Origin of the sequence: Massilia rubra (genome assembly GCF_011682065.1) — a bacterium.
GTDB classification, from domain to species: Bacteria; Pseudomonadota; Gammaproteobacteria; order Burkholderiales; family Burkholderiaceae_D; genus Telluria_A; species Telluria_A rubra.
This window is the reverse complement of the sequence record NZ_VUYU01000019.1, coordinates 14,582-33,979: the sequence shown is the minus strand read 5'-3', so window position 1 is coordinate 33,979 and position 19,398 is coordinate 14,582. Positions and strand designations below refer to the sequence as shown.

At 65.5% G+C, this 19,398-nt stretch carries 14 protein-coding genes; 8 read left to right on the top strand and 6 right to left on the bottom strand.

The window, feature by feature from the left end; all coding sequences use genetic code 11:
- Positions 1-10: 10 nt before the first annotated feature.
- Together F0185_RS23910 and F0185_RS23905 are read left to right on the top strand one after the other, a co-directional pair.
- Complete coding sequence (locus F0185_RS23910; RefSeq protein ID WP_167228688.1) at positions 11-4,558, top strand: two-partner secretion domain-containing protein; 4,548 nt, start codon at positions 11-13, stop codon at positions 4,556-4,558.
- A 28-nt stretch (positions 4,559-4,586) separates the two neighbouring features.
- Complete coding sequence (locus F0185_RS23905; RefSeq protein WP_167228686.1) at positions 4,587-5,282, top strand: FecR family protein; 696 nt, start codon at positions 4,587-4,589, stop codon at positions 5,280-5,282.
- A 121-nt stretch (positions 5,283-5,403) separates the two neighbouring features.
- On the opposite strand, the gene F0185_RS23900 is transcribed toward F0185_RS23905, so the two are convergent.
- From F0185_RS23900 to F0185_RS23885, 4 genes are all read right to left on the bottom strand, one after another.
- A complete protein-coding gene (locus F0185_RS23900) occupies positions 5,404-5,808 on the bottom strand; it encodes a hypothetical protein (protein ID WP_167228685.1) in 405 nt (134 codons plus the stop codon).
- A gap of 213 nt (positions 5,809-6,021) precedes the next feature.
- Positions 6,022-7,827, bottom strand: coding sequence for a PhoH family protein (locus F0185_RS23895; protein WP_167228683.1), 1,806 nt, complete (start codon positions 7,825-7,827; stop codon positions 6,022-6,024).
- A gap of 248 nt (positions 7,828-8,075) precedes the next feature.
- On the bottom strand, positions 8,076-8,546 hold the full coding sequence (locus F0185_RS23890) for a peroxiredoxin (RefSeq protein ID WP_167228681.1): 471 nt from the start codon (positions 8,544-8,546) through the stop codon (positions 8,076-8,078).
- Between the two features lie 258 nt (positions 8,547-8,804).
- Positions 8,805-9,212, bottom strand: a complete 408-nt coding sequence (locus F0185_RS23885; RefSeq protein WP_167228679.1) for an Mth938-like domain-containing protein — start codon at positions 9,210-9,212, stop codon at positions 8,805-8,807.
- A gap of 239 nt (positions 9,213-9,451) precedes the next feature.
- Between F0185_RS23885 and F0185_RS23880 the strand changes: the two genes are divergently transcribed.
- A complete protein-coding gene (locus tag F0185_RS23880) occupies positions 9,452-10,681 on the top strand; it encodes a pyridoxal phosphate-dependent aminotransferase (RefSeq protein ID WP_166897618.1) in 1,230 nt (409 codons plus the stop codon).
- A gap of 22 nt (positions 10,682-10,703) precedes the next feature.
- The gene (locus tag F0185_RS23875; protein WP_167228677.1) at positions 10,704-12,026 is read left to right on the top strand and encodes a homoserine dehydrogenase; all 1,323 of its coding nucleotides are present in this window, start codon (positions 10,704-10,706) and stop codon (positions 12,024-12,026) included.
- Here F0185_RS23875 and F0185_RS23870 read toward each other — a convergent pair.
- Positions 12,023-13,501, bottom strand: coding sequence for a sensor histidine kinase (locus F0185_RS23870; RefSeq protein WP_167228675.1), 1,479 nt, complete (start codon positions 13,499-13,501; stop codon positions 12,023-12,025). The two genes, F0185_RS23875 and F0185_RS23870, sit on opposite strands and share 4 nt — an antisense overlap.
- Before the next feature lie 7 nt (positions 13,502-13,508).
- On the bottom strand, positions 13,509-14,201 hold the full coding sequence (locus F0185_RS23865; protein WP_167228673.1) for a response regulator: 693 nt from the start codon (positions 14,199-14,201) through the stop codon (positions 13,509-13,511).
- Between the two features lie 144 nt (positions 14,202-14,345).
- Between F0185_RS23865 and F0185_RS23860 the strand changes: the two genes are divergently transcribed.
- The 4 genes from F0185_RS23860 to F0185_RS23845 all read left to right on the top strand — a co-directional run bounded on the left by F0185_RS23860 (position 14,346) and on the right by F0185_RS23845 (position 19,385).
- Positions 14,346-15,422: a porin gene (locus F0185_RS23860; protein ID WP_167228671.1), complete on the top strand. Its 1,077-nt coding sequence runs from the start codon at positions 14,346-14,348 to the stop codon at positions 15,420-15,422.
- A gap of 70 nt (positions 15,423-15,492) precedes the next feature.
- Positions 15,493-16,437 (top strand): tripartite tricarboxylate transporter substrate binding protein, encoded by a 945-nt coding sequence (locus F0185_RS23855; RefSeq protein ID WP_167228669.1) that lies wholly within the window; start codon positions 15,493-15,495, stop codon positions 16,435-16,437.
- Positions 16,438-16,463: 26 nt separating this feature from the next.
- A complete protein-coding gene (locus F0185_RS23850) occupies positions 16,464-17,555 on the top strand; it encodes an ABC transporter substrate-binding protein (RefSeq protein WP_167228667.1) in 1,092 nt (363 codons plus the stop codon).
- Positions 17,556-17,618: 63 nt separating this feature from the next.
- Positions 17,619-19,385 (top strand): ABC transporter permease, encoded by a 1,767-nt coding sequence (locus tag F0185_RS23845; RefSeq protein ID WP_167228665.1) that lies wholly within the window; start codon positions 17,619-17,621, stop codon positions 19,383-19,385.
- Positions 19,386-19,398: the final 13 nt, after the last annotated feature.

Sequence of the window (19,398 nt, the reverse complement as noted above, 5' to 3'; positions counted from 1 at the left end):
GTAAAACACCATGAAGACCACGACCAACACGACCAACACCCCCACCGGCCCGGCCCTGCGCCTGCTGTGCGCCTGCCTGCTGCTGGCCACGGGCCTGGCGCGCGGGGCGCCGCAGTCGCCGCAAGTGCTGGCCGGGCAGGCCAGCTTCGGCCAGCAGGGCAATGTATTTTCGATCACGAATACGCCCAACACCATCATTCAGTGGCAAAGCTTTTCGGTCAATGCCGGCGACATCACGCGCTTCATCCAGCAGGACAGCAATAGCGCGGTGCTCAACCGCATCGTCGGGCAAGACCCGAGCCGCATCCTGGGGGCGCTGCAATCGAACGGGCAGGTGTTCCTGATTAACCCGAACGGCGTGCTGTTCGGGCGCGATGCGCGCATCGATGTCAATGGCTTGACGGCGTCGAGCCTGAACCTGTCGAACGCCGACTTTTTGGCCGGCAAGCGCAACTTCAGCGCGGCGCCGGGCGCCGCGGCGGTGCGCAACGAGGGCAGCATCAGCACGCCGTCCGGCGGCCATGTGTTCCTGATCGCGCCCAACGTGGAGAACAGCGGCGTCATTCATTCGCCCCAGGGCGAGGTGGTGCTGGCGGCTGGCCACAGCGTGCAACTGGTCGATTCGCGCAATCCCGACTTGCATGTGGTGGTGTCGGCCCCGGCCAGCGAAGCGCTCAACCTGGGGCGCATCGTGGCCGAGGGCGGCAAGGTTGGCATCTATGGCGCCCTGGTGCGCCAGCGCGGCGCGCTCAGCGCCGACAGCGCGCGCGTGGGCGAGCATGGCCAGATCGTGTTCAAGGCCAGCGCCGACGCCTTGCTCGAGGCGGGCAGCGTCACCAGCGCCAGGGGCGGCTCGCTCAGCGTGCAGGGAGAGCGGGTCGGCATGACGGGCGACGCCCGCATCGAGGCGGCCGGCGGCAGCGTGCTGCTGGGCGGCGGCTGGCAGGGAAAAAATGCGCTGGTGCGCAATGCGCGCCAGACCGTGATGGGCAAGAACGCGGCCATCGACGCCGACGGCGGCACGGTGGTGCTGTGGTCCGACGGCGCCACGCGCGCCAGCGGCCGCATCACGGCGCGCGGCGGGCAGGTGGAAACCTCGGGCCGCCATCTCGATGTGCATGGCATGCGGGTGGAGGCGCGCGGCTGGCTGCTCGATCCCTACGATGTCACGATCGGCAACAATGGCAGCACGGTGCTGCTCGACGCGGTCGATACCTTTGCCGATGGCATGCCGAGCACTGCGGTGACCCTGCTCGACGTGGCCATGCTCAACTCGGCCGCGCCGGCCACCGCCATCAAGGTGCAAGCGACGCACGACGTGCTGGTGGACGGGGCCATCGCGCTCTCGGCCGGCAGCGCAGGCAGCCTGACGATTGACGCCGGCAACCACATCACCATCAACGCGCCGGTATCGACCTCGGGCCGGGCGCTGACCCTGAACGCGAATGCGTCGCCCTATGCCAGCGGCAGCGGCGGGGTGTTCGTCAACAGCACCGTCAGCACCGGCGGCGGGGCGGTCAGCATGAGCGGCGACTCGGTCTATATCGGCGCGGGCGGCAGCGCCGTCGTCAACAGCGGCAGCGGCAGCATGGCGTTTGTCGCTGGCAAGCAGTTCACCCTGAACAGCAATTCGACCCTGCAAGGCGGCGCCGCCATCGCCATCGTGTCCGACCAAGTCAGCATGCCGGGCGGAATGATCGGCCCGGCGGGCAGCGCCAGGCCGGTGGTCAGCATCGCGCCGCTCACGCCGGGGCGCCCGATCGAAATTGCCAACGGCGGCCCGTCGCAGTCGATCCTGCGCCTGTCGCCGTTCGACCTGAACCCGATCCATTCCAGCGATCTGATCATCGGCGGCGACAGTTATGAAGGCGTCATCAGCGTCACTGGGCAACTGGGCGGCGCAGCGACCCCGCTGGAAACGCAAGCCCTGAGTTTGCGCAGCGGCGGCACCATCAGCGTGACCGCGCCGCTGATCATGCTGCCCGGCACCGGCAGCGTGCTCACCCTGGCGCGCCACGGCTATGCCGATGGGGCGGTGCTCACCACGGCCAACGGCATGCTCAGCGCCGACCATATCGCCATCCACTCCGACGCGATGACCCTGGGCGGGCTGATCACGTCCACCGGCGCCGTTGGCGGCAGCGTGACCCTGGCGCCGCATGACGGCGCGACCATCATCCACGCCGGCGCGAACGCGGTCGATGGCCCAGGGCAGCTGGGCTTGAGCGAGAGCGAACTGAAACTGGTCACGGCCGATAAGCTCATCATTGGCGGGCAAGCCAACCAGACCGGCGCGCTGGACGTGACCGGCCTGCTCGACATGTCGGGCAACCTGACCGCCGGCAGCAAGCTGGCGCTGATCGCCGGCGCCGGCAATCTGACCTTGCACGACGCCGTCATCACGCCCGGTTCGCTGTACCTGTCCGGATCGAGCATCGCCAATACGAGCACGGCGCCGGCGCGCGCCAGCGCCATTGGCTTGAGCGCGCGCGGGCAGATCGGCTCGTCCGGCGCCACGCCGTCGCCGTTCTATACGCAAACCTCGGCGCTGACGGCGGACAACGCCACCGATGGCGGCACCAGCGACATCGACATCAGCAATACCGGCACCCTGAACCTGGGCAGCGTGACCCAGACCGGCGTGGCCAACGTCAGTCCGATCACGGTGGCCAACAAGGGCGGCATGACGGTCATGGCCGGCGGGCAGGGCGTGCGCAGCAATGGCGGCGCGATCAGCTTGAGCACCGCCAGCCCGCTGACCATCGATGGCAGCGTGGCGTCCAATGGCGGCGCGCTGGCGCTTACGGCCGGCAACGGCGGCACCCTGACCGTGGGGCCGAGCGGCAGCGTCGCCTCCGGCGCCGGCAACATGAGCTTGCAGGGCGGGGCGATCATCAACAACGGCAGCCTGAGCGCCACGTCCGGCAACATCACCCTGAGCGCGCCGACGGTGAGCGGCAGCGGCACGGCCACCAGCGCCAGCGGCACCGTGACGGGCACCGGTCCGGGCACGATTCCGGCGACACCCACCGTCGAGTCGTGCATCGCCACCCCGTCGCAAAGCGCCTGCGCGGGCATCCTGGCGCAAGCGTTCCAAAGCTGCCTGGGCAATCCGGCGATCTCGTATTGCGCTTCCCTGCTGCCGAGCCTGGGCACTTGCGTGAGCAATCCGGCCACGGCCGGTTGCAGCGTGGTATTGCCGAGCCTGGCCCAGTGCGAGGCCGCGCCATCGACCGCTGGTTGCGGCGCGGTGCTGCCGAACCTGGCCCAATGCCTGGCCGCGCCGGCCACGGCGGGCTGCTCTGCGGTCTTGCCAAGCCTTGCGACCTGCGGCGCGGCCCCGGCGACGCCCGGTTGCGCCGTCGTGTTGCCGAGCCTGGTCGTGTGTACAAGCGCGCCGGCCACCGCCGGCTGCGCGGCGGTGTTGCCGACCTTGTCGGCCTGTATCGCCGCGCCCGCCACCGCGGGTTGCAGCGCGGTCTTGCCGACCCTGGCCGCGTGCGTGGCCAATCCGGCCGCCAGCGGTTGCGGCGCCGTGCTGCCGAGCCTTGCCCAGTGCGTGAGCACCCCGTCGCTCGCCGGTTGCGGCGCGGTGCTGCCGACCCTGGCCCAGTGCGCCGTCGCGCCAAGCCAGGCCGGTTGCAGCGTGGTGCTGCCAAGCCTTGCCCAATGCGTCGCCGCACCAAGCCAGGCCGGCTGCGCCGTGGTCTTGCCAAGCCTTGCCCAGTGCGTCGCCATGCCGACCTTGCCCGGTTGCGCTTCGGTGCTGCCGACCCTGTCCCAGTGCATTGCCGCACCGTTCCAGTCCGGTTGCGTCGCGGTGCTGCCCAGCCTGAACCAATGCGTGGCCGCGCCAGCCCTGGCCGGTTGCAGCGTGGTGTTGCCAACCCTGGCGCAGTGCGTATCGGTGCCCGGCACTGCCGGCTGCGCCGTGGTCTTGCCCGCCCTGAACCAGTGCGTCGCCAATCCCGCGCTGCCGGGGTGCGCCGTAGTACTGCCGGGCCTGGCTAGCTGCAGCGCCAATCCGGCGCTGGCGGGCTGCTCGGCCGTGCTGCCGAGCGTGTCGCAGTGCAGCGCCACGCCAACGCTGGCCGGCTGTGTTGCGGTGCTGCCGTCGCTGCCGCAGTGCGTGGCCGCGCCCTCGGCGCCTGGCTGCGTCGCGGTCTTGCCGTCACTCGGACAGTGCGTCACTACGCCAACGGCCGCCGGTTGCGGCGCGGTGCTGCCGACCCTGGCGCAATGCGTGGGTAGTCCCACCTTGCAGGGGTGTACGGTGGTGCTGCCGACAGTCAATGCCTGCGTGGCGAATCCGTCCGCGCCGGGCTGCGCGGTGGTAACGCCGCCCACCGGGCTTGCGGCGGGCGAGGCCGTGACGCAAGCGATCCAGGACAGCGTCTATCTGATCAATACAGCGACCAGCCAGTCCACGCTGCCGGGCAGCACGCAGGCCCAGGCGCCGCTCGGCAAGGAGCTCTCGGAAACACAGGTAGCCAAGGCCGCCACGGGTACAACTCAAGGAGATGCAAGTGAACTGCGCAAAAAGACGTATTGCAATTAAGGCGCTTGCGGGTTTCCTGCTGAGCTGCATGGGGACGGCGGCGTGGGCGGGGCAAGTGGCCGGCACGGTCATCAACCTGAGCGGGCCGTTGATGGTCAAGAAGGCCGATGGCGCGGTCAAGGTGCTGGCCGTCAGGTCGGAAGTGGAGTCGGGCGACACGCTCATGTCGCAAAAGAACACCTACGCCCAGATCAGGTTCATCGACAACAGCGAAATGACGCTGCGCCCGGATACCACCTTCGTGATCGAAGCGTTTGCCTATGACGGCGCCAAGCCCGACGCCGACAGCGCCAGCTTCAGCCTGGTCCAGGGCGGCTTGCGTTCGCTGACCGGGCTGCTCGGCAAGCGCAACAAGGAAAAGTTTTCGCTCAAGACGCCGGCCGCCACCATCGGTATTCGCGGCACCACCTTCGTCGCCCAGTACGTCGCGCCGGGCGTGCCGCCCAGGAGCGGGTCCACGCCCGGCGGCCTGCCGGCCCAGCCGCCAGGCTTGTATCTGAATGTGCTCGACGGCGCCATCATCGTGAGCAACAAGGGGGGCAGCAGCAATTTTTCGGCCGGGCAGTTCGGCTTTACGCCCAGCTTGACGGCCCCGCCGGTGTTGGTTCCGGCCAGCCCCGCCATCCGGTTTTCGCCGCCGCCATCGTTTTCGATGTCGCAGGCGCCGGGCGCCAACAGCGCGTCCAAGGGCGCCGCGCAGGGCGTCGATTGCGAAGTGCGCTGACGGCGCCGGGTCAGCGTACGGCGCCGCCCTGCGCGCGCAGGCGCTGGTTCAATGTGTCGCCGGGACGCTATCGCGAGCGTCACCGGCCGGCGCTGGAAAGCGGCTGACGCCAGGGCGGTGTTTACCTGGCATCAAAGGCGCGCGTCCACCATCCATTGCGCTCGAATCGCATCAGCACAATCTTCGGGCCGAGATCGGACTCGACCAGCACGGCGGTCATCCTGGGTGAGCTTTCGTCGTCCGGCGCGATAACCACAGCGCGCATGGCGACAATCGTGTAGTTCCCGACCGCTCCCGCGTCAAAGCCCGCCATCTGAAAATACCGGTCCAGTACTTCCGGCGGGGTGGCGTCGCCGCCCAGCTTGACGTGCGGCGTCAGGCCGTTCATCCAGAGCGGGTTCTTCGCCAGCGCCGACACCAGGGTGGCGATCTTGTCGGCGGCCGGGCCGGGCGGGGCAGGCTGGGCCAATGCCTTCGCGGCCAGCAGGACCAGCGCGGTACCGCTTACGAGCATCAGTTTATTCATGATGGTTTTCCAGATTGAGCAGGTGGGCGAAATTGCGTAGCGCGTCCATCTCGGCTGCGCGGCCGACCAGCGGCGCGCATTGGCCATGCGGCAGTGTGTCCATTGCGTCCCTTACAAAGCATCCGGCAAAAGAAAACGGCCTCTGTCCAGATGACTGGAGAGAGACCGTTTCGACTGAACTAGTCAGTGATTAGCGAGACAGGATCAAGCGTGTTACAGCACTTCGCTCGCGTGGTCGGCCAGGCGCGAACGCTCGCCGCGCGCCAGGGTCACGTGGCCGCTGTGCGACCAGCCCTTGAAGCGGTCGACCACGTAGGTCAGGCCGCTTGAGCCTTCGGTCAGGTAAGGCGTGTCGATCTGTGCGATGTTACCCAGGCACAGGATCTTGGTGCCGGGACCGGCGCGCGTGACCAGGGTCTTGATCTGCTTGGGCGTCAAATTCTGCGCTTCGTCGATGATCAGGAACTTGTTCACAAAAGTACGGCCGCGCATGAAGTTGAGCGACTTGATCTTGATGCGCGAGCGGATCAGGTCTTGCGTTGCCGCGCGACCCCACTCGCCGCCATCCGAATCGGACTTGTTGAGCACTTCGAGGTTGTCGTCGAAAGCGCCCATCCACGGACCCATCTTCTCTTCCTCGGTACCGGGCAGGAAGCCGATGTCTTCGCCCACCGGCACCGTGACGCGGGTGACGATGATTTCGTTATACAGCTTGGTCTCGAGCACTTGCGCCAGGCCGGCCGCCAGCGCCAGCAAGGTCTTGCCGGTACCGGCCTGGCCGAGCAGGGTGACGAAGTCGCATTCCGGATTCATCAGCAGGTTCAGCGCGAAGTTCTGCTCGCGGTTGCGCGCGGTGACGCCCCATACGTTGTTCTTGTTGTGGCTGAAGTCGCGCAGGGTCTGGATCACGGCGGTTTTGCCGTTGAGCTGCTTGACCTGGCCGTAGAACGGCGCTTCGCCATTTTTCGGTTCCAGGTAGACGAACTGGTTCACCAGCAGGGTCAGCATGGTTGGGCCGGTGACCCGGTAGAAGGTCGACGAGACGCCGTTCTTGTTTTCCTGCCAGGACTCCATGTCCTTGCCGTTCTTGTTCCAGAAGTCGTCCGGCAACTGCACGATGCCCGAGTACAGCAGGTCGCTGTCTTCCAGCACGTGGTCGTTGAAGTAGTCTTCGGCGGGCAAGCCCAGCGCGCGCGCCTTGATGCGCATGTTGATGTCTTTCGACACCAGCACGATGGCGCGGCCCGGTTGCTCGGCTTCCAGGTTGCGCACCACGCCCAGGATCTGGTTGTCGGCTTTGCCGACCGGCAAGCCTTCAGGCAGGGTCGGGCCGTTTTGCAGGCGCGTCTGGAAGAACAGGCGCCCTTTGGCGTCCTTGTTGCCCAGCTTGGCGAGCGGGATGCCGCTCTCGATCGCGCCATCGTCGATGTTGCCGACCAGCGCGTCGAGCGTGCGCGAGACCTGGCGTGCGTTGCGCGCCACTTCCGACATGCCTTTTTTATGGTCGTCGAGCTCTTCGAGCGTCATCATCGGCAGGTAGACGTCGTGCTCTTCGAAGCGGAACAGCGACGATGGGTCGTGCATCAGCACGTTGGTGTCGAGCACGAACATCTTGGTCTTGCCGGTCTGGTCGGCATTGCGGCTGGTGGAGGACTTGACGGGCAGTTCGACCGCCTTGTGCTTGGCCGGGTGCGGCGCTTCCAGGTCGAGCGGCTGCTTTTCCTTGCCGCGCGCCGCAGGTTTGGCGATTGGCGTCTCCATGACGGCGTGCGAGGTGACCAGCGGCGCCGGGGCGGCCTGCGGCGATGCGGCGACCAGGGCAGCCTGCTTGGCTGGCGCCTTGGCGCGTGTGGTCTTGGCCGGCGCTTTGGCGACCGGCTCGGCTGCGATCTCGGCGACGGCGCTCAGTTTCGGCTTGGCGGCCGCTACCGGCGCAGGCTTATTGCCGCGGTCGGCTTTCGGATAGTCTTCGGCCAGCAGCAGGGTGGCTGGCTTGGTGGGGATTTTTGGCAGTGGCATCAGGGTCTCAATCTAAAAAGGTGCAGGAGGATAGCCCGGAGGCGTCGGCGCAGGCGGCGCTTGTGGCGGCGGGCGCGATCCGGCTGTGCGAACTAAGGGGGTGGTGGTCGGGCCCGGCATAGTGGCCGGGCCGGCAGGCCGCCAGATTGGGATGATGCTGAAAACGGAAGGTGTGACTCAAAATGGCTGGTGCAATCGGTTCTGCTGCGGGTTGATCGACAGGGTCCCCTGGATTCTGGCTGTCCCTCTCAAGGTTGGCTCTTTACAAATTCCAGCACGGCCTCGGCGTGATCAGGGACTTTCACGCCTCTCCATTCTTTCATCAATTTACCATCAGCGTCAATTACAAACGTGCTGCGTTCGACGCCGCGCACTTGCTTACCGTACATATTCTTCATTTTCATCACACCGAACTGGAGGCACATGGCTTCTTCCGGGTCGGAAATGAGTTCGAAGGGCAGGCCGAGCTTCGATTTGAAGCCTTCGTGCGAGCGCAGCGAATCGCGGCTGATGCCGTAGATTTCGGCGCCGGCTTGCTGGAACTGCTCGTGCAGCTCACGGAAAGCGATGCTTTCGGTGGTGCAGCCGGGCGTATTGTCTTTTGGATAAAAGTACAGCACGGTGTAGCGGGCAGGGCGGCCGGACAGCTGGAACGGCTTGTCGCCCGTCATGGCGGCGGAGAAGTCGGTATAGGGTGCTGCAGTTTGGCTATCAGCCACAGGTTCTCTCCTGAAGGTGAGTCAGCGCTGATTTTATACCCCGCAGCGCAACAGGGGAGGGGAAACGTGTTTGGGCGCACCCTATATGGAGGCGGAGTGCCGGATTGCAAGTAGCGCCGTTACTCTTGCGTCGCTCTATCGTTATCTGTCGCGCCGCCCGCGCCGTCGTTCCCGCGCAGGCGGGAACCCAAGTATGTCGCACCGTCGAAATGCATGCAAACTTGGGTTCCCGCCTGCGCGGGAAAGACGGTCTTAAAGCTAGCGGTCGTCGCCAGCGTGCGTTCGTTGTCGCGCCTCGCCCAGGATCAACGCCAGGGTCACTTTGCGCCCCTCGCCCATCAGGATGTTGTAGGTGCGGCAGGCGGCCTTGTTATCCATGCACTCGCAGCCGATGCGCCGCTCCAGCAGGGAGGCGACCAGCTTGGGATGGACGAAACGCTGCTTGTCGCCGGTGCCGAGGATGACCACATCCGGATTGTCCTGTCCGATTTTTTCGAAATGCGCGGCCGTGAGGGCCTCGAAATCGGCCACGTCCCAGGCGCGCGCGGGCACCTCGGGCATCAGCAGCAGGCTATAGTCATAGCGCTGGGCGTTGATTTCGACGCCGGTTTCGTCGTAACCGGTCACGGTCTGGTATTGTTGGGTGGTGCTGGAATGGAGCTTCATGGCGTGGGTGCAGAAAAGGTGATGCAGGGCACTCGGGCGCTGCGCGTGGCGTTAGCATGCCACAAAGTCCAGTAAACCGCGAATTTTCGCGAGATCCACGTGCAAAAGACGCCAAACTACCACGATGTCGCGTGTTGTCGCCAATTTAGGTAGTAGCCGAAGGTTGCTTAAATTATCTCCTTTCGGCAAAATGGGTCTTTTTCGCACTGCAACAAAGCGCCACTGAACAGGGAAATATTTTGCGACCGATTCTGAAATCGAACAAGCTCGACGACGTCTGCTACGAAATCCGCGGCCCCGCGCTGGAGAAATCCAAGCAGATGGAGGAAGAAGGCCACAAAATCATCAAGCTCAACATCGGCAACCTGGCCGTGTTCGGCTTCGACCCGCCCGACGAGATCGTGCAGGACATGATCCTCAACATGCACGGCGCGGCCGGCTATACCGATTCGAAAGGCATGTTCGCGCCGCGCAAGGCCGTCATGCACTACACCCAGAGCAAGCACATCACTGGCGTGACGATCGAAGACATCTATCTGGGCAATGGCGCCTCGGAACTGATCGTCATGGCCATGAACGGCCTGCTCAACAACGGCGACGAAGTGCTGGTGCCGGCGCCGGACTATCCGCTGTGGACCGCGGCGGTGAGCCTGTCGGGCGGCAACCCGGTGCATTACATCTGCGACGAGCAGGCCGGCTGGTATCCCGATATCGACGACATGCGCCGCAAGATCACCAGCAATACCAAGGCGATCGTGGTGATCAACCCGAACAACCCGACCGGCGCGCTGTATCCGCGCGAAATCCTGCTCGAGATTATCGAACTGGCGCGCCAGCACCAGCTGATCATCCTGGCCGACGAAATCTACGACAAGGTCCTCTACGACGGCGAGCAGCACGACTCGATCGCCGCGCTGGCCGACGATGTGCTGTTCATTACCTTGAACGGCCTGTCGAAAAACTACCGTTCGTGCGGCTACCGCGCCGGCTGGATGGTGGTGTCGGGCGAAAAACGCCACGCCAAGGATTACATCGATGGCTTGAACATGCTGGCCTCGATGCGCCTGTGCGCCAACGCGCCGGGCCAGTTCGCCATCCAGACCGCGCTCGGCGGCTACCAGAGCATCAATGACCTGGTCGGCCCCGGCGGGCGCCTGCTGCGCCAGCGCGACATGGCGCACAAACTCTTGACCGATATTCCGGGCGTGACCTGCGTGAAGCCAAAAGCTGCGCTGTACATGTTCCCGCGCCTCGACCCCGTGATGTACCCGATCGCGGATGACCAGCAGTTTGCCTACGACCTGCTGGCCGAAGAAAAAGTCCTGGTGGTGCAGGGAACGGGCTTTAACTGGATCGCGCCGGATCACTTCCGCCTCGTGTTCCTGCCCAATTCCGACGACCTGACCGACGCTTGCGGCCGCATTGCGCGCTTCCTTGACGGCTACCGACGCCGCCATGGGCGCGGCTGATACCTCTTCCAGATAAAGAACTATGAAACCCATCAAAATCGGCCTGATCGGCCTTGGCGTAGTTGGCGCCGGCACCTTTAACGTCCTTAAACGCAACCAGGAAGAAATCCGGCGCCGCGCCGGGCGCGGCATCGAGATTGCGATGGTCGCGGTGCGCAACGTGGATCGCGCGCGCGCCATCGTCGGCGCCGACTGCGAGGTGGTGGGCGACCCTGAACTGGTGGTCAACCATCCCGACATCGACATCGTGGTCGAACTCATTGGCGGCTGCGACACGGCCAGGAAGCTGGTGCTGGGGGCGATTGCCAACGGCAAGCACGTGGTCACCGCCAACAAGGCGCTGCTGGCGCTGCACGGCAACGAGATTTTCGCGGCGGCCCAGGCCAAGGGCGTGATGGTGGCGTTCGAGGCGGCGGTGGCCGGCGGCATCCCGATCATCAAGGCGCTGCGCGAAGGCTTGACCGCGAACCGCATCGAATCGGTGGCCGGCATCATCAACGGCACCACCAACTTCATTTTGTCCGAGATGCGCGACAAGGGCCTCGATTTCGGCACCGTGCTGAAACAGGCGCAGGAACTGGGCTACGCCGAAGCCGATCCGACCTTCGACATCGAAGGCGTGGACGCCGCGCACAAGGCGACCATCATCGCGGCGATCGCGTTCGGCATCCCGGTGCAGTTCGACAAGGCGCACGTGGAAGGCATCAGCAGCCTGCAGGCGATCGATATCCGCTACGCCGAGCAGCTCGGTTACCGCATCAAGCTGCTGGGGATCACCAAGCGCGCCGTCGTCGATGGGGTGGAAGGCATCGAGTTGCGCGTGCATCCGACCCTCATTCCCGTCAAGCGCCTGATCGCCAACGTGGAAGGGGCGATGAACGCGGTGCTGGTGCAGGCCGACGCGGTCGGCGCCACCCTTTACTACGGCAAGGGCGCGGGCGCGGAGCCGACGGCGTCGTCGGTGATCGCCGACCTGGTCGACATCACCCGCCTGGCCACGGCCGATCCGGAATGCCGCGTGCCGCATCTGGCGTTCCAGCCGAACCAGCTGACCAACGTGGCGATTTTGCCGATGTCCGAGATCACCACCAGCTACTACCTGCGCGTGTACGTGAAGGACCAGCTGGGCGTGATGGCGGACCTGACGCGCATCCTGGCCGACGCCAGCATTTCGATCGACGCGGTCATGCAAAAAGAGCCGGGCGAAGGCGAAACGCGCACCGACATCATCATGCTGACGCACCAGACGCAGGAAAAGAACATCGATGCGGCGATCGGCAAGATCGAAGAACTCGACGCGGTGGTGGGCAAGGTCGTCAAGATCCGCCTCGAAAACCTGAGTTAAACGCTCTCGCCCCGCGCTGCGGGGCGCCCTGGCGCGGCGGCCGCATCGAAGCGAATCGTGACCTTCAGGCCCGGCGCCGGGCTGGCGCCGGCAAGACGCACGTCGGCGCGGTGCAGGCTTGCCACCTCGCGCACGATGGCCAGTCCCAGGCCGGTGCCGCCGGGGTTGGTCTCGAGCGCACCCGAGGAACGGTAGAACGGGGTGAACACCTTTTCATGCTCGTCGTCGGCGATGCCGCAGCCGCTGTCCTCCACATCGAGCTGTATTTTGGCGCCGTCGACCCTGACCCGCAGCGCTACCTTGCCGCCGGCCGGCGTATAACGGATTGCGTTGTCAACCAGGTTGCTCACCATTTCATGCAGCATCAGTTCCTGGCCGTCGACCAGCGCGTCTTCGAACGCGTCGAGCGAGAGGTCGATCTGCTTTTGCACGGCCGGCAGCGCCATTTCCAGTCCCACCTGACGCACGATGGCGGTGAGCGACACCGGCGCCATGTTGGCCGCCTCGCTGCCATGTTCGACCCGCGCCAGCGAGAGCAGGCGGTTGGCCAGGTGCACGGTGGCGTCGGTGGTGGCGGCGATCGACCTGACGATCTCGCGCATCGCAGCCGCGTCGTTTTCGCGCAGCGCCAGTTCGGCCTGGGTCTTGAGCACGGTGAGCGGGGTGCGCAACTGGTGCGAGGCGTCGGCGATGAAGCGGCGCTGGCTGGCGATCAGGTTGTGCATGCGCGACATGGTGCCGTTCATGGCCGCCACCAGCGGTCGCACCTCCTTGTGCACCAGCGCCTGGTCGACATCCGACAGGTCGTTCAGGGCGCGGTTTTCGACTTCGATTTTCAGGCGCATCAGGGGCCGCAGCACCAGTCGCACGGCAAACCACACCAGCGAGGCGACCGCCAGCACCATCACGGCCTGGCGCAACAGCGTGTCGAGCAGGATCTTGCGCGACAGGCCGCGCCGCGCGTCGAGCGTTTCGCCGACCTGGATCAGGGCGATGCCGCGCATCGAATCGTCGTACACCGGTTGCAGCAGGGCGGCGATGCGTACCTGCTCGCCGTTGTAGTCGGCGTGGTAAAAGCGCACCAGCGCCGGATAGGCTTCCGAGCGCGGCACATTGGCCGGCACCGGCGGCAGGTCGTCGAAGCCGGAGACGGTCTCGCCGTCGATGCCGCTCACTTTGTAGTAGATGCGCCCCAAGGTATCGGTTTCGAACGAGTCGAGCGCCACGTAGGGCACATCGGCCACCACCTTGCCATCCTTGATGGCGACCCGTTCGGCCAGCGCGCGGGTTGACGCCAGCAGCGAGCGGTCGTAGGCCATGTCGGCCGCGTCGAGCGCGTTGTCGTACACCGACACCGCGTTCAGGGCCACAAGCAGCACCAGCGGAATGAGGAGCCAGCGCAGCAGCTGGCTGCGCAGGCTGCCCAGGGGCGCGGCCTTGATCCTGCGGCGCAGGGTGGCGTACAGCGGCGTCATCGCCAGGTCATGGCGTGCCGCGCGGCTGCAGCAGGTAACCGATGCCGCGCAGGGTGGTAATCGCGGCCGCGCCAACGTGATCGCGTTCGAGCTTCTTGCGCACCCGATGGATATACAGCTCGATGGCGTCGAGATTGGCGTCGTCCTCCAGCGCGAACACTTCATCGAACAGCTTTTCTTTCGAGACCGCGCGGCCAGGGCGGGTAATCAGCGCTTCGAGCACCGCGTGTTCGCGCGGGGTCAGCGCCAGCGCCGCGCCGCCGTACGAGAACATGCGGGTATTGGTGTCGAAACTGAGTGCGCCGCACTGGTGCACCAGCGCTTCGCCGCCCTGGCTGCGGCGCAGCAGCGCCTTGACGCGCGCTTCGAGTTCGGCCAGCTCGAACGGCTTGGCCAGGTAGTCGTCGGCCCCCAGGTTCAGGCCCTGGACCCGTTCTTCCAGGCCGCCGCGCGCGGTGAGGATCATCACCGGCGTCTTGGCGCGCGCGCCGCCACGGGCGCGCAGGCGGCGCAGCACGTCCAGGCCGTCCATCTTGGGCAGGGTCAGGTCGAGGATAACGAGCGCGTAGTCCTGCGTGTGCAGCAGGGCGTCGGCGTCGGCGCCGTTGGCGGCGCATTCGACGCTCAGGTGGGCGTCGCGCAGGGCCTTGGAAAGCCAGTGCGACAGTTCGATGTGGTCTTCAACCAGGAGTATTCGCATCGGGGCAGTGTAGCCCCAAGCGCGCAAAAAAGCTCGGACTGTGTGGCCTGGCCGGTACATGCGCGCACTGAAAGCCAATTGAAAGGATGGCGAACATATAGTGGGTCCGGTACCACATAAAACATATAAACCCAGGAGACAAGAATGAAACCATCCGTGCTTACGCTCGCGCTGGCGGCCGCCCTGCCGGCCGCTTTGGCGACATCAAGCGCCGCCCAGGCCCAGTCCAGCGTGCAGATTTACGGCCTGATCGACGCCGGCGTCGACTACACCACCAATACCAACGCCGCCGGCGACAACGCCACCCGCGTCATCTCGGGCGGTAAAAACACCTCGCGCTGGGGCCTGCGCGGCGCCGAAGACCTGGGCGGCGGCCTGAAAGCCGTGTTCGGGCTGGAAGGCGGGATCCTGATGGATACCGGCGCCGCCGACGGCGCGCTGTTCAAGCGCCAGGCCTTCGTGGGGCTGGACGGCGGCTTTGGCCGGGTGGTGATCGGACGCTCGTTTACCACCACCTACGACTTCGTGATCCTGTTCGACCCGCTCGGCTACGCGCCGAACTACTCGTGGGCCACCTCGTCGAACGCCACCGGTCCGTCCAAATACGGCATGACGACCGCCTTCGACAACCTGGTCAAATACTCCGGCAAGAGCGGCGACTTCAAATACGGCGCCAGCATCGGCCTGGGCGAGCAGGCCGGCAGCAGCGCCGACAGCCGCAAGTATTCGGTGGCCGGCTCCTGGACGCGCGGCAGCTTCGCGGCGATGGCGGCCTACGAGCAGGTGAACGCCAATACGCTGGCCGGCACCGGACGGCGCGACCAGACCACGGCCTACCATGCGGCCGTCGACTACAAGACCGAGGTGATGCGCCTGACCGCCGGCGCGCGCGACTACACCCTGGAAGCGGCCAAGGCGGCCACCCCGGACGTGCGCGCCACCACCTGGTGGGGCGGCGCCAGCTACTTCGCCACGCCGGCGGTGACCCTGACCGGCGCGGTGTACTACGTCAACGTCAAGAACGTCCCAAGCAACACCGACGCCGACCCGGTCATGTATGTGGCGCGCGGCATGTATGCGCTGTCCAAGCGCACCGACCTGTATGTGGCGGCGGCCTACGCCAAGGCCGATAACGGCAAGCTGGTGGGACTGTCGCGCGACGACGCCGGTTTCGGCACGACGCAAAAGGGGCTCACGGCCGGTATCCAGCATCGCTTCTGATGCGCTGTGCATGACTGGCGGGGCTATCATGGTTGTCCGATCGCCGCGCCCGACTTGAGAGGCCACCGCCATGAAGACCCTGTTTTCCATCCTGATCGCCTGCGCCGCCGTGCATGCCGCCGGCGCCGAATGCATCGTGCCGTCCAAGCCGGGCGGCGCGATGGACCTGACCTGCAAGCTGGCGCGCGAAGGGCTCAAGGGCGATGCAGATGCCCCGGCGCTGCGCCTGTCGTACCTGCCGGGCGGGATCGGCGCGGTGGCCTGGCACACCATGGCGGCCCAGCGCGGCAGCGAGAAAGATACGCTGGTCGCGTTTTCGGGCGGCTCGCTCCTGAATCTGGCGCAGGGCAAGTTCGGCAAGGCCAGCGAAAACGACGTGCGCTGGGTGGCCGCCCTGGGTGCCGACTACGGGATGATCGCGGTGCGTTCCGATTCGGCTTTCCGCAACCTGGCCGACCTGCTGGGTGCCTTGCGGCGCGAGCCGGAAAAGGTGCTGATCGGCGTGTCCGGCACCATCGGCAGCCAGGACTGGATGAAGATGGCGCTGCTGGCCAAAAGCGCGGGGATCGACCCGAAGGTGCTGCGTTTCGTGGCGCTGGAAGGCGGCGGCGAGGCGTTTACCGCGATGCACGCCAACCATGTGCAGGTGGTTTCGGGCGACGCCTCGGAAGCGAGCCTGTACTCGGGCGCCGGCAAGGTGCGGGTGCTGGCGGTGCTGTCGGAGCAGCGCTTGCCGGGCGTGCTGGCGCAGGCGCCGACCGCGCGCGAGCAGGGCGTCGATGTGGTGTGGCCGATCATCCGCGGCGTGTGGATGGGGCCCAAGGTGGCCGACAGCGAGTACCGGCGCTGGGTAGGCAGTTTCGAGCGCATGACGGCCAGCCCCGATTTCGACAAGCTGCGGGCGGCGCACGGCTTGTATCCGTTCACGCTGACCGGGCAGGCACTGACCGATTACATCCACAAGGCCGTCGCCGACTACAACCGGCAGGCCAGGCAATTCAAACTGATTCGTTAAAAACACAACAACAATCCGGAGACACCATGAATATCAAACGTTCCTTTATCAGTGCCAGCATTGCCCTTGCCTTCGCGGGAAGCGCCCTGGCGCAGGTCCCGGCGGGCTACCCGGCCGACTACCAGAAGATCATCGACGGCGCCAAAAAGGAGGCCAAGCTGGTGATCTATTCGGCCACCGACAGCAAGGCCGCGCAGCCCTTGATCAAGGATTTCAACGCCCTGTATCCGGGCGTGACGGTCGAATACAACGACATGAATTCGACCGAAGTGTACAACCGCTTCATTTCCGAGGCGGCCGCCGGCGGCAATACGGCCGACGTGGTGTGGTCGTCGGCCATGGACCTGCAGATGCGCCTGGCCTCGGACGGCCACGCGCTGCAGTACAAGTCGCACGAAGCGGCCAAGCTGCCGGCATGGGCGGTGTGGAACGACAGCGCCTACGGCACCACCTTCGAGCCGGCCGCCATCGTCTACAACAAGCGCCTGTTGGCCGTCAACGAAGTACCGCGCACCCACGCCGCCTTTGCGACCCTGATCAAGACCGAAAAATTCCGCGACAAGGTCACCACCTACGATATCGAAAAATCGGGCGTGGGCTTCATGTTCATGACCGCCGATGCGCGCGAAAACCCGCAGTTCCTGGACCTGGAAAACGCCTTCGGCGCGGCCAAGGTGCGGGTGCAGTCGTCCACCGGCACCATGCTGGAGCGGATTTCGTCGGGCGAAAACCTGATCGGCTACAACGTGCTCGGTTCCTACGCGCTGGTGCGCGCCAAGACCGACCCGTCGCTGGGCGTGGTGCTGCCGGCCGATTACACCCTGATCATGTCGCGCGTCCAGTTCATCAACAAGGCTGCCAAGAATCCGAACGCGGCCAAGCTGTGGATGGATTACCTGCTGTCGGTGCGTGGCCAGACCGTGATCGCCAACGATGCGAAGCTGTTCGCGATCCGCTCCGACGTCAAGGGCGAGACCACGTCGGCGGAACTGATCAAGATCATCGGCGAAAAGAACGTCAAGCCGATTCCGGTACACCCGATCGTGCTGCAGTTCCTCGGGCCTGCCAAGCGCATGGCCTTCCTCAAGCAGTGGAAAGAAACCGCCGGCAAGAAGTAAGCCCTGTAAGCGCCAGCACGGTGGGCCAGCGCCCACCTCCTTCATCCCAAGATCGGACCTGACATGACCACCTTATCATTGCGGGCCACGCGGCTTAACTGGCCGCGCGGCCTGGTGGTGACGCTCGCCTGCGTCGCCATCTTCCTGCCGCTGTTTTTGATTTTTTACCAGAGTTTTTTGTCCGCGCCGTTCTTCATGCCGGAAAAAACCCTGGGCTTCGAAGCTTACGCCTTCATTTTCGACGACCCCGATTTCACCCAGGCCTTCAAGAACGGCATGATCCTCGCCAGCGGCCTGGCCGCCATCGCGGTGCCGCTGGGAGGCATGCTGGCCTTCCTGATGGTCCGCACCGACCTGCCGGGACGCGGGGCGATCGCGCCGCTGCTGCTGGTGCCGATTTTCGTCTCGCCCATGGTGATGGGCTTCGGCTATGTGGTGTCGATGGGACCCGTGGGCTTCTATTCGGTGTGGGCCAAGCAGCTGCTCGGCTTCATCCCCTGGAATATCTATTCGTTCACCAGCATCGTCATCATCGCCGGCCTGACCCACGTGCCGCACGTGTACCTGTACGCTTCCTCGGCGCTGAAAAGCCTGGGTTCGGACGTGGAGGAGGCGGCCCGCGTGGCCGGCGCCTCGCCGCTGCGCGTGATGATGAACGTGTCGCTGCCGATGATCATGCCGGCGCTGGCGTATGCCGGCGTGCTGGTGTTTTTCCTCGGCTTCGAAGTGTTCGGCCTGGTGCTGGTGCTGGGCGACCCGGAAGGCCACCTGGTGCTGGCCACCTACCTGTACAAGCTGACCAACAAGATGGGCACGCCCTCGTACCACCTGATGGCGGCGGTGGCGGTGTGCCTGGTGATGGTGACCATGCCGCTGGTGATGATCCAGCGCTGGCTGCTCAAGTCGGCCAACAAGTACGTGTCGATCAAGGGCAAGGGCGCGCGCCAGAAGGCCATGCCGCTGGGGCGCTGGAAGTGGCTGGCGTTCGCGCTGCTGGCCGGCTGGCTGCTGGTGACGATCATCCTGCCGCTGTCGGGCATCGTGCTGCGCTCTTTTGTGCAGAACTGGGGCGAGGGCGTGGTGCTGTGGGACGTGCTGACCTTGCAGCACTTCCGCGACATCCTCGAGCAGCATTCTCTGGTGCGCGGGATTATCAACACGGTGCTGATCGGCGTGATCGGCGGGGCGCTGGCGGTGGTGTGCTACACGGCCATCGCGCTGGCGATGCACCGCAAGCCCGATGGCATTACGCGCATGCTCGATTACAGCGTGCTGGTGCCGCGCGCGGTACCGGGCCTGTTGGCCGGCCTGTCGTTCCTGTGGGTGTTCCTGTTCGTGCCAAGCTGGCTCGATGGCATGCTCAAGGCGAGCGGGCTCGGTCCGGCGCTGTGGCTCAGCGAGCATGCGATTCCGCTGCTGCGCGAAGTGCGCTCGACCATCTTCGCCCTGTGGCTGGCGTATTCGGTGGTGTGGCTGGCATACGGGATGCGCCTGATTTCGACCGCGCTGCTGCAGGTGGGGCCGGAACTGGAAGAGGCGGCGCGCGCGGTGGGCGCAACGCGCGGCCAGGTCACGCGCGACGTGACGCTGCCGCTGATCAAATTCGGCATGCTGGGCGCCTGGCTGATGGTGTTCCTGATCTTCGAGCGCGAATACTCGACCGGGGTGTACCTGCTTACGCCGGGCACCGAAGTCATCGGCGCGATGCTGGTGTCGCTGTGGGCCGGTGGATCGACCGACCTGGTGGCGGCGCTCTCGTTCATCAATATCACGCTGGTGGCCATTGGCCTGGGCATTGCGCTGCGCTTCGGCGTCAAGCTGCATCAATAAACTCTATCCGGAT

What these genes read in the sequence shown, in the direction of transcription:
- F0185_RS23910 (WP_167228688.1), top strand. Translation starts at nt 11, where the DNA reads ATGAAGACCACGACCAACACGACCAACACCCCCACCGGCCCGGCCCTG.
- F0185_RS23905 (WP_167228686.1), top strand. Translation starts at nt 4,587, where the DNA reads ATGGGGACGGCGGCGTGGGCGGGGCAAGTGGCCGGCACGGTCATCAAC.
- F0185_RS23900 (WP_167228685.1), bottom strand. Translation starts at nt 5,808, where the DNA reads ATGAATAAACTGATGCTCGTAAGCGGTACCGCGCTGGTCCTGCTGGCC.
- F0185_RS23895 (WP_167228683.1), bottom strand. Translation starts at nt 7,827, where the DNA reads ATGCCACTGCCAAAAATCCCCACCAAGCCAGCCACCCTGCTGCTGGCC.
- F0185_RS23885 (WP_167228679.1), bottom strand. Translation starts at nt 9,212, where the DNA reads ATGAAGCTCCATTCCAGCACCACCCAACAATACCAGACCGTGACCGGT.
- F0185_RS23875 (WP_167228677.1), top strand. Translation starts at nt 10,704, where the DNA reads ATGAAACCCATCAAAATCGGCCTGATCGGCCTTGGCGTAGTTGGCGCC.
- F0185_RS23870 (WP_167228675.1), bottom strand. Translation starts at nt 13,501, where the DNA reads ATGACGCCGCTGTACGCCACCCTGCGCCGCAGGATCAAGGCCGCGCCC.
- F0185_RS23865 (WP_167228673.1), bottom strand. Translation starts at nt 14,201, where the DNA reads ATGCGAATACTCCTGGTTGAAGACCACATCGAACTGTCGCACTGGCTT.
- F0185_RS23860 (WP_167228671.1), top strand. Translation starts at nt 14,346, where the DNA reads ATGAAACCATCCGTGCTTACGCTCGCGCTGGCGGCCGCCCTGCCGGCC.
- F0185_RS23855 (WP_167228669.1), top strand. Translation starts at nt 15,493, where the DNA reads ATGAAGACCCTGTTTTCCATCCTGATCGCCTGCGCCGCCGTGCATGCC.
- F0185_RS23850 (WP_167228667.1), top strand. Translation starts at nt 16,464, where the DNA reads ATGAATATCAAACGTTCCTTTATCAGTGCCAGCATTGCCCTTGCCTTC.
- F0185_RS23845 (WP_167228665.1), top strand. Translation starts at nt 17,619, where the DNA reads ATGACCACCTTATCATTGCGGGCCACGCGGCTTAACTGGCCGCGCGGC.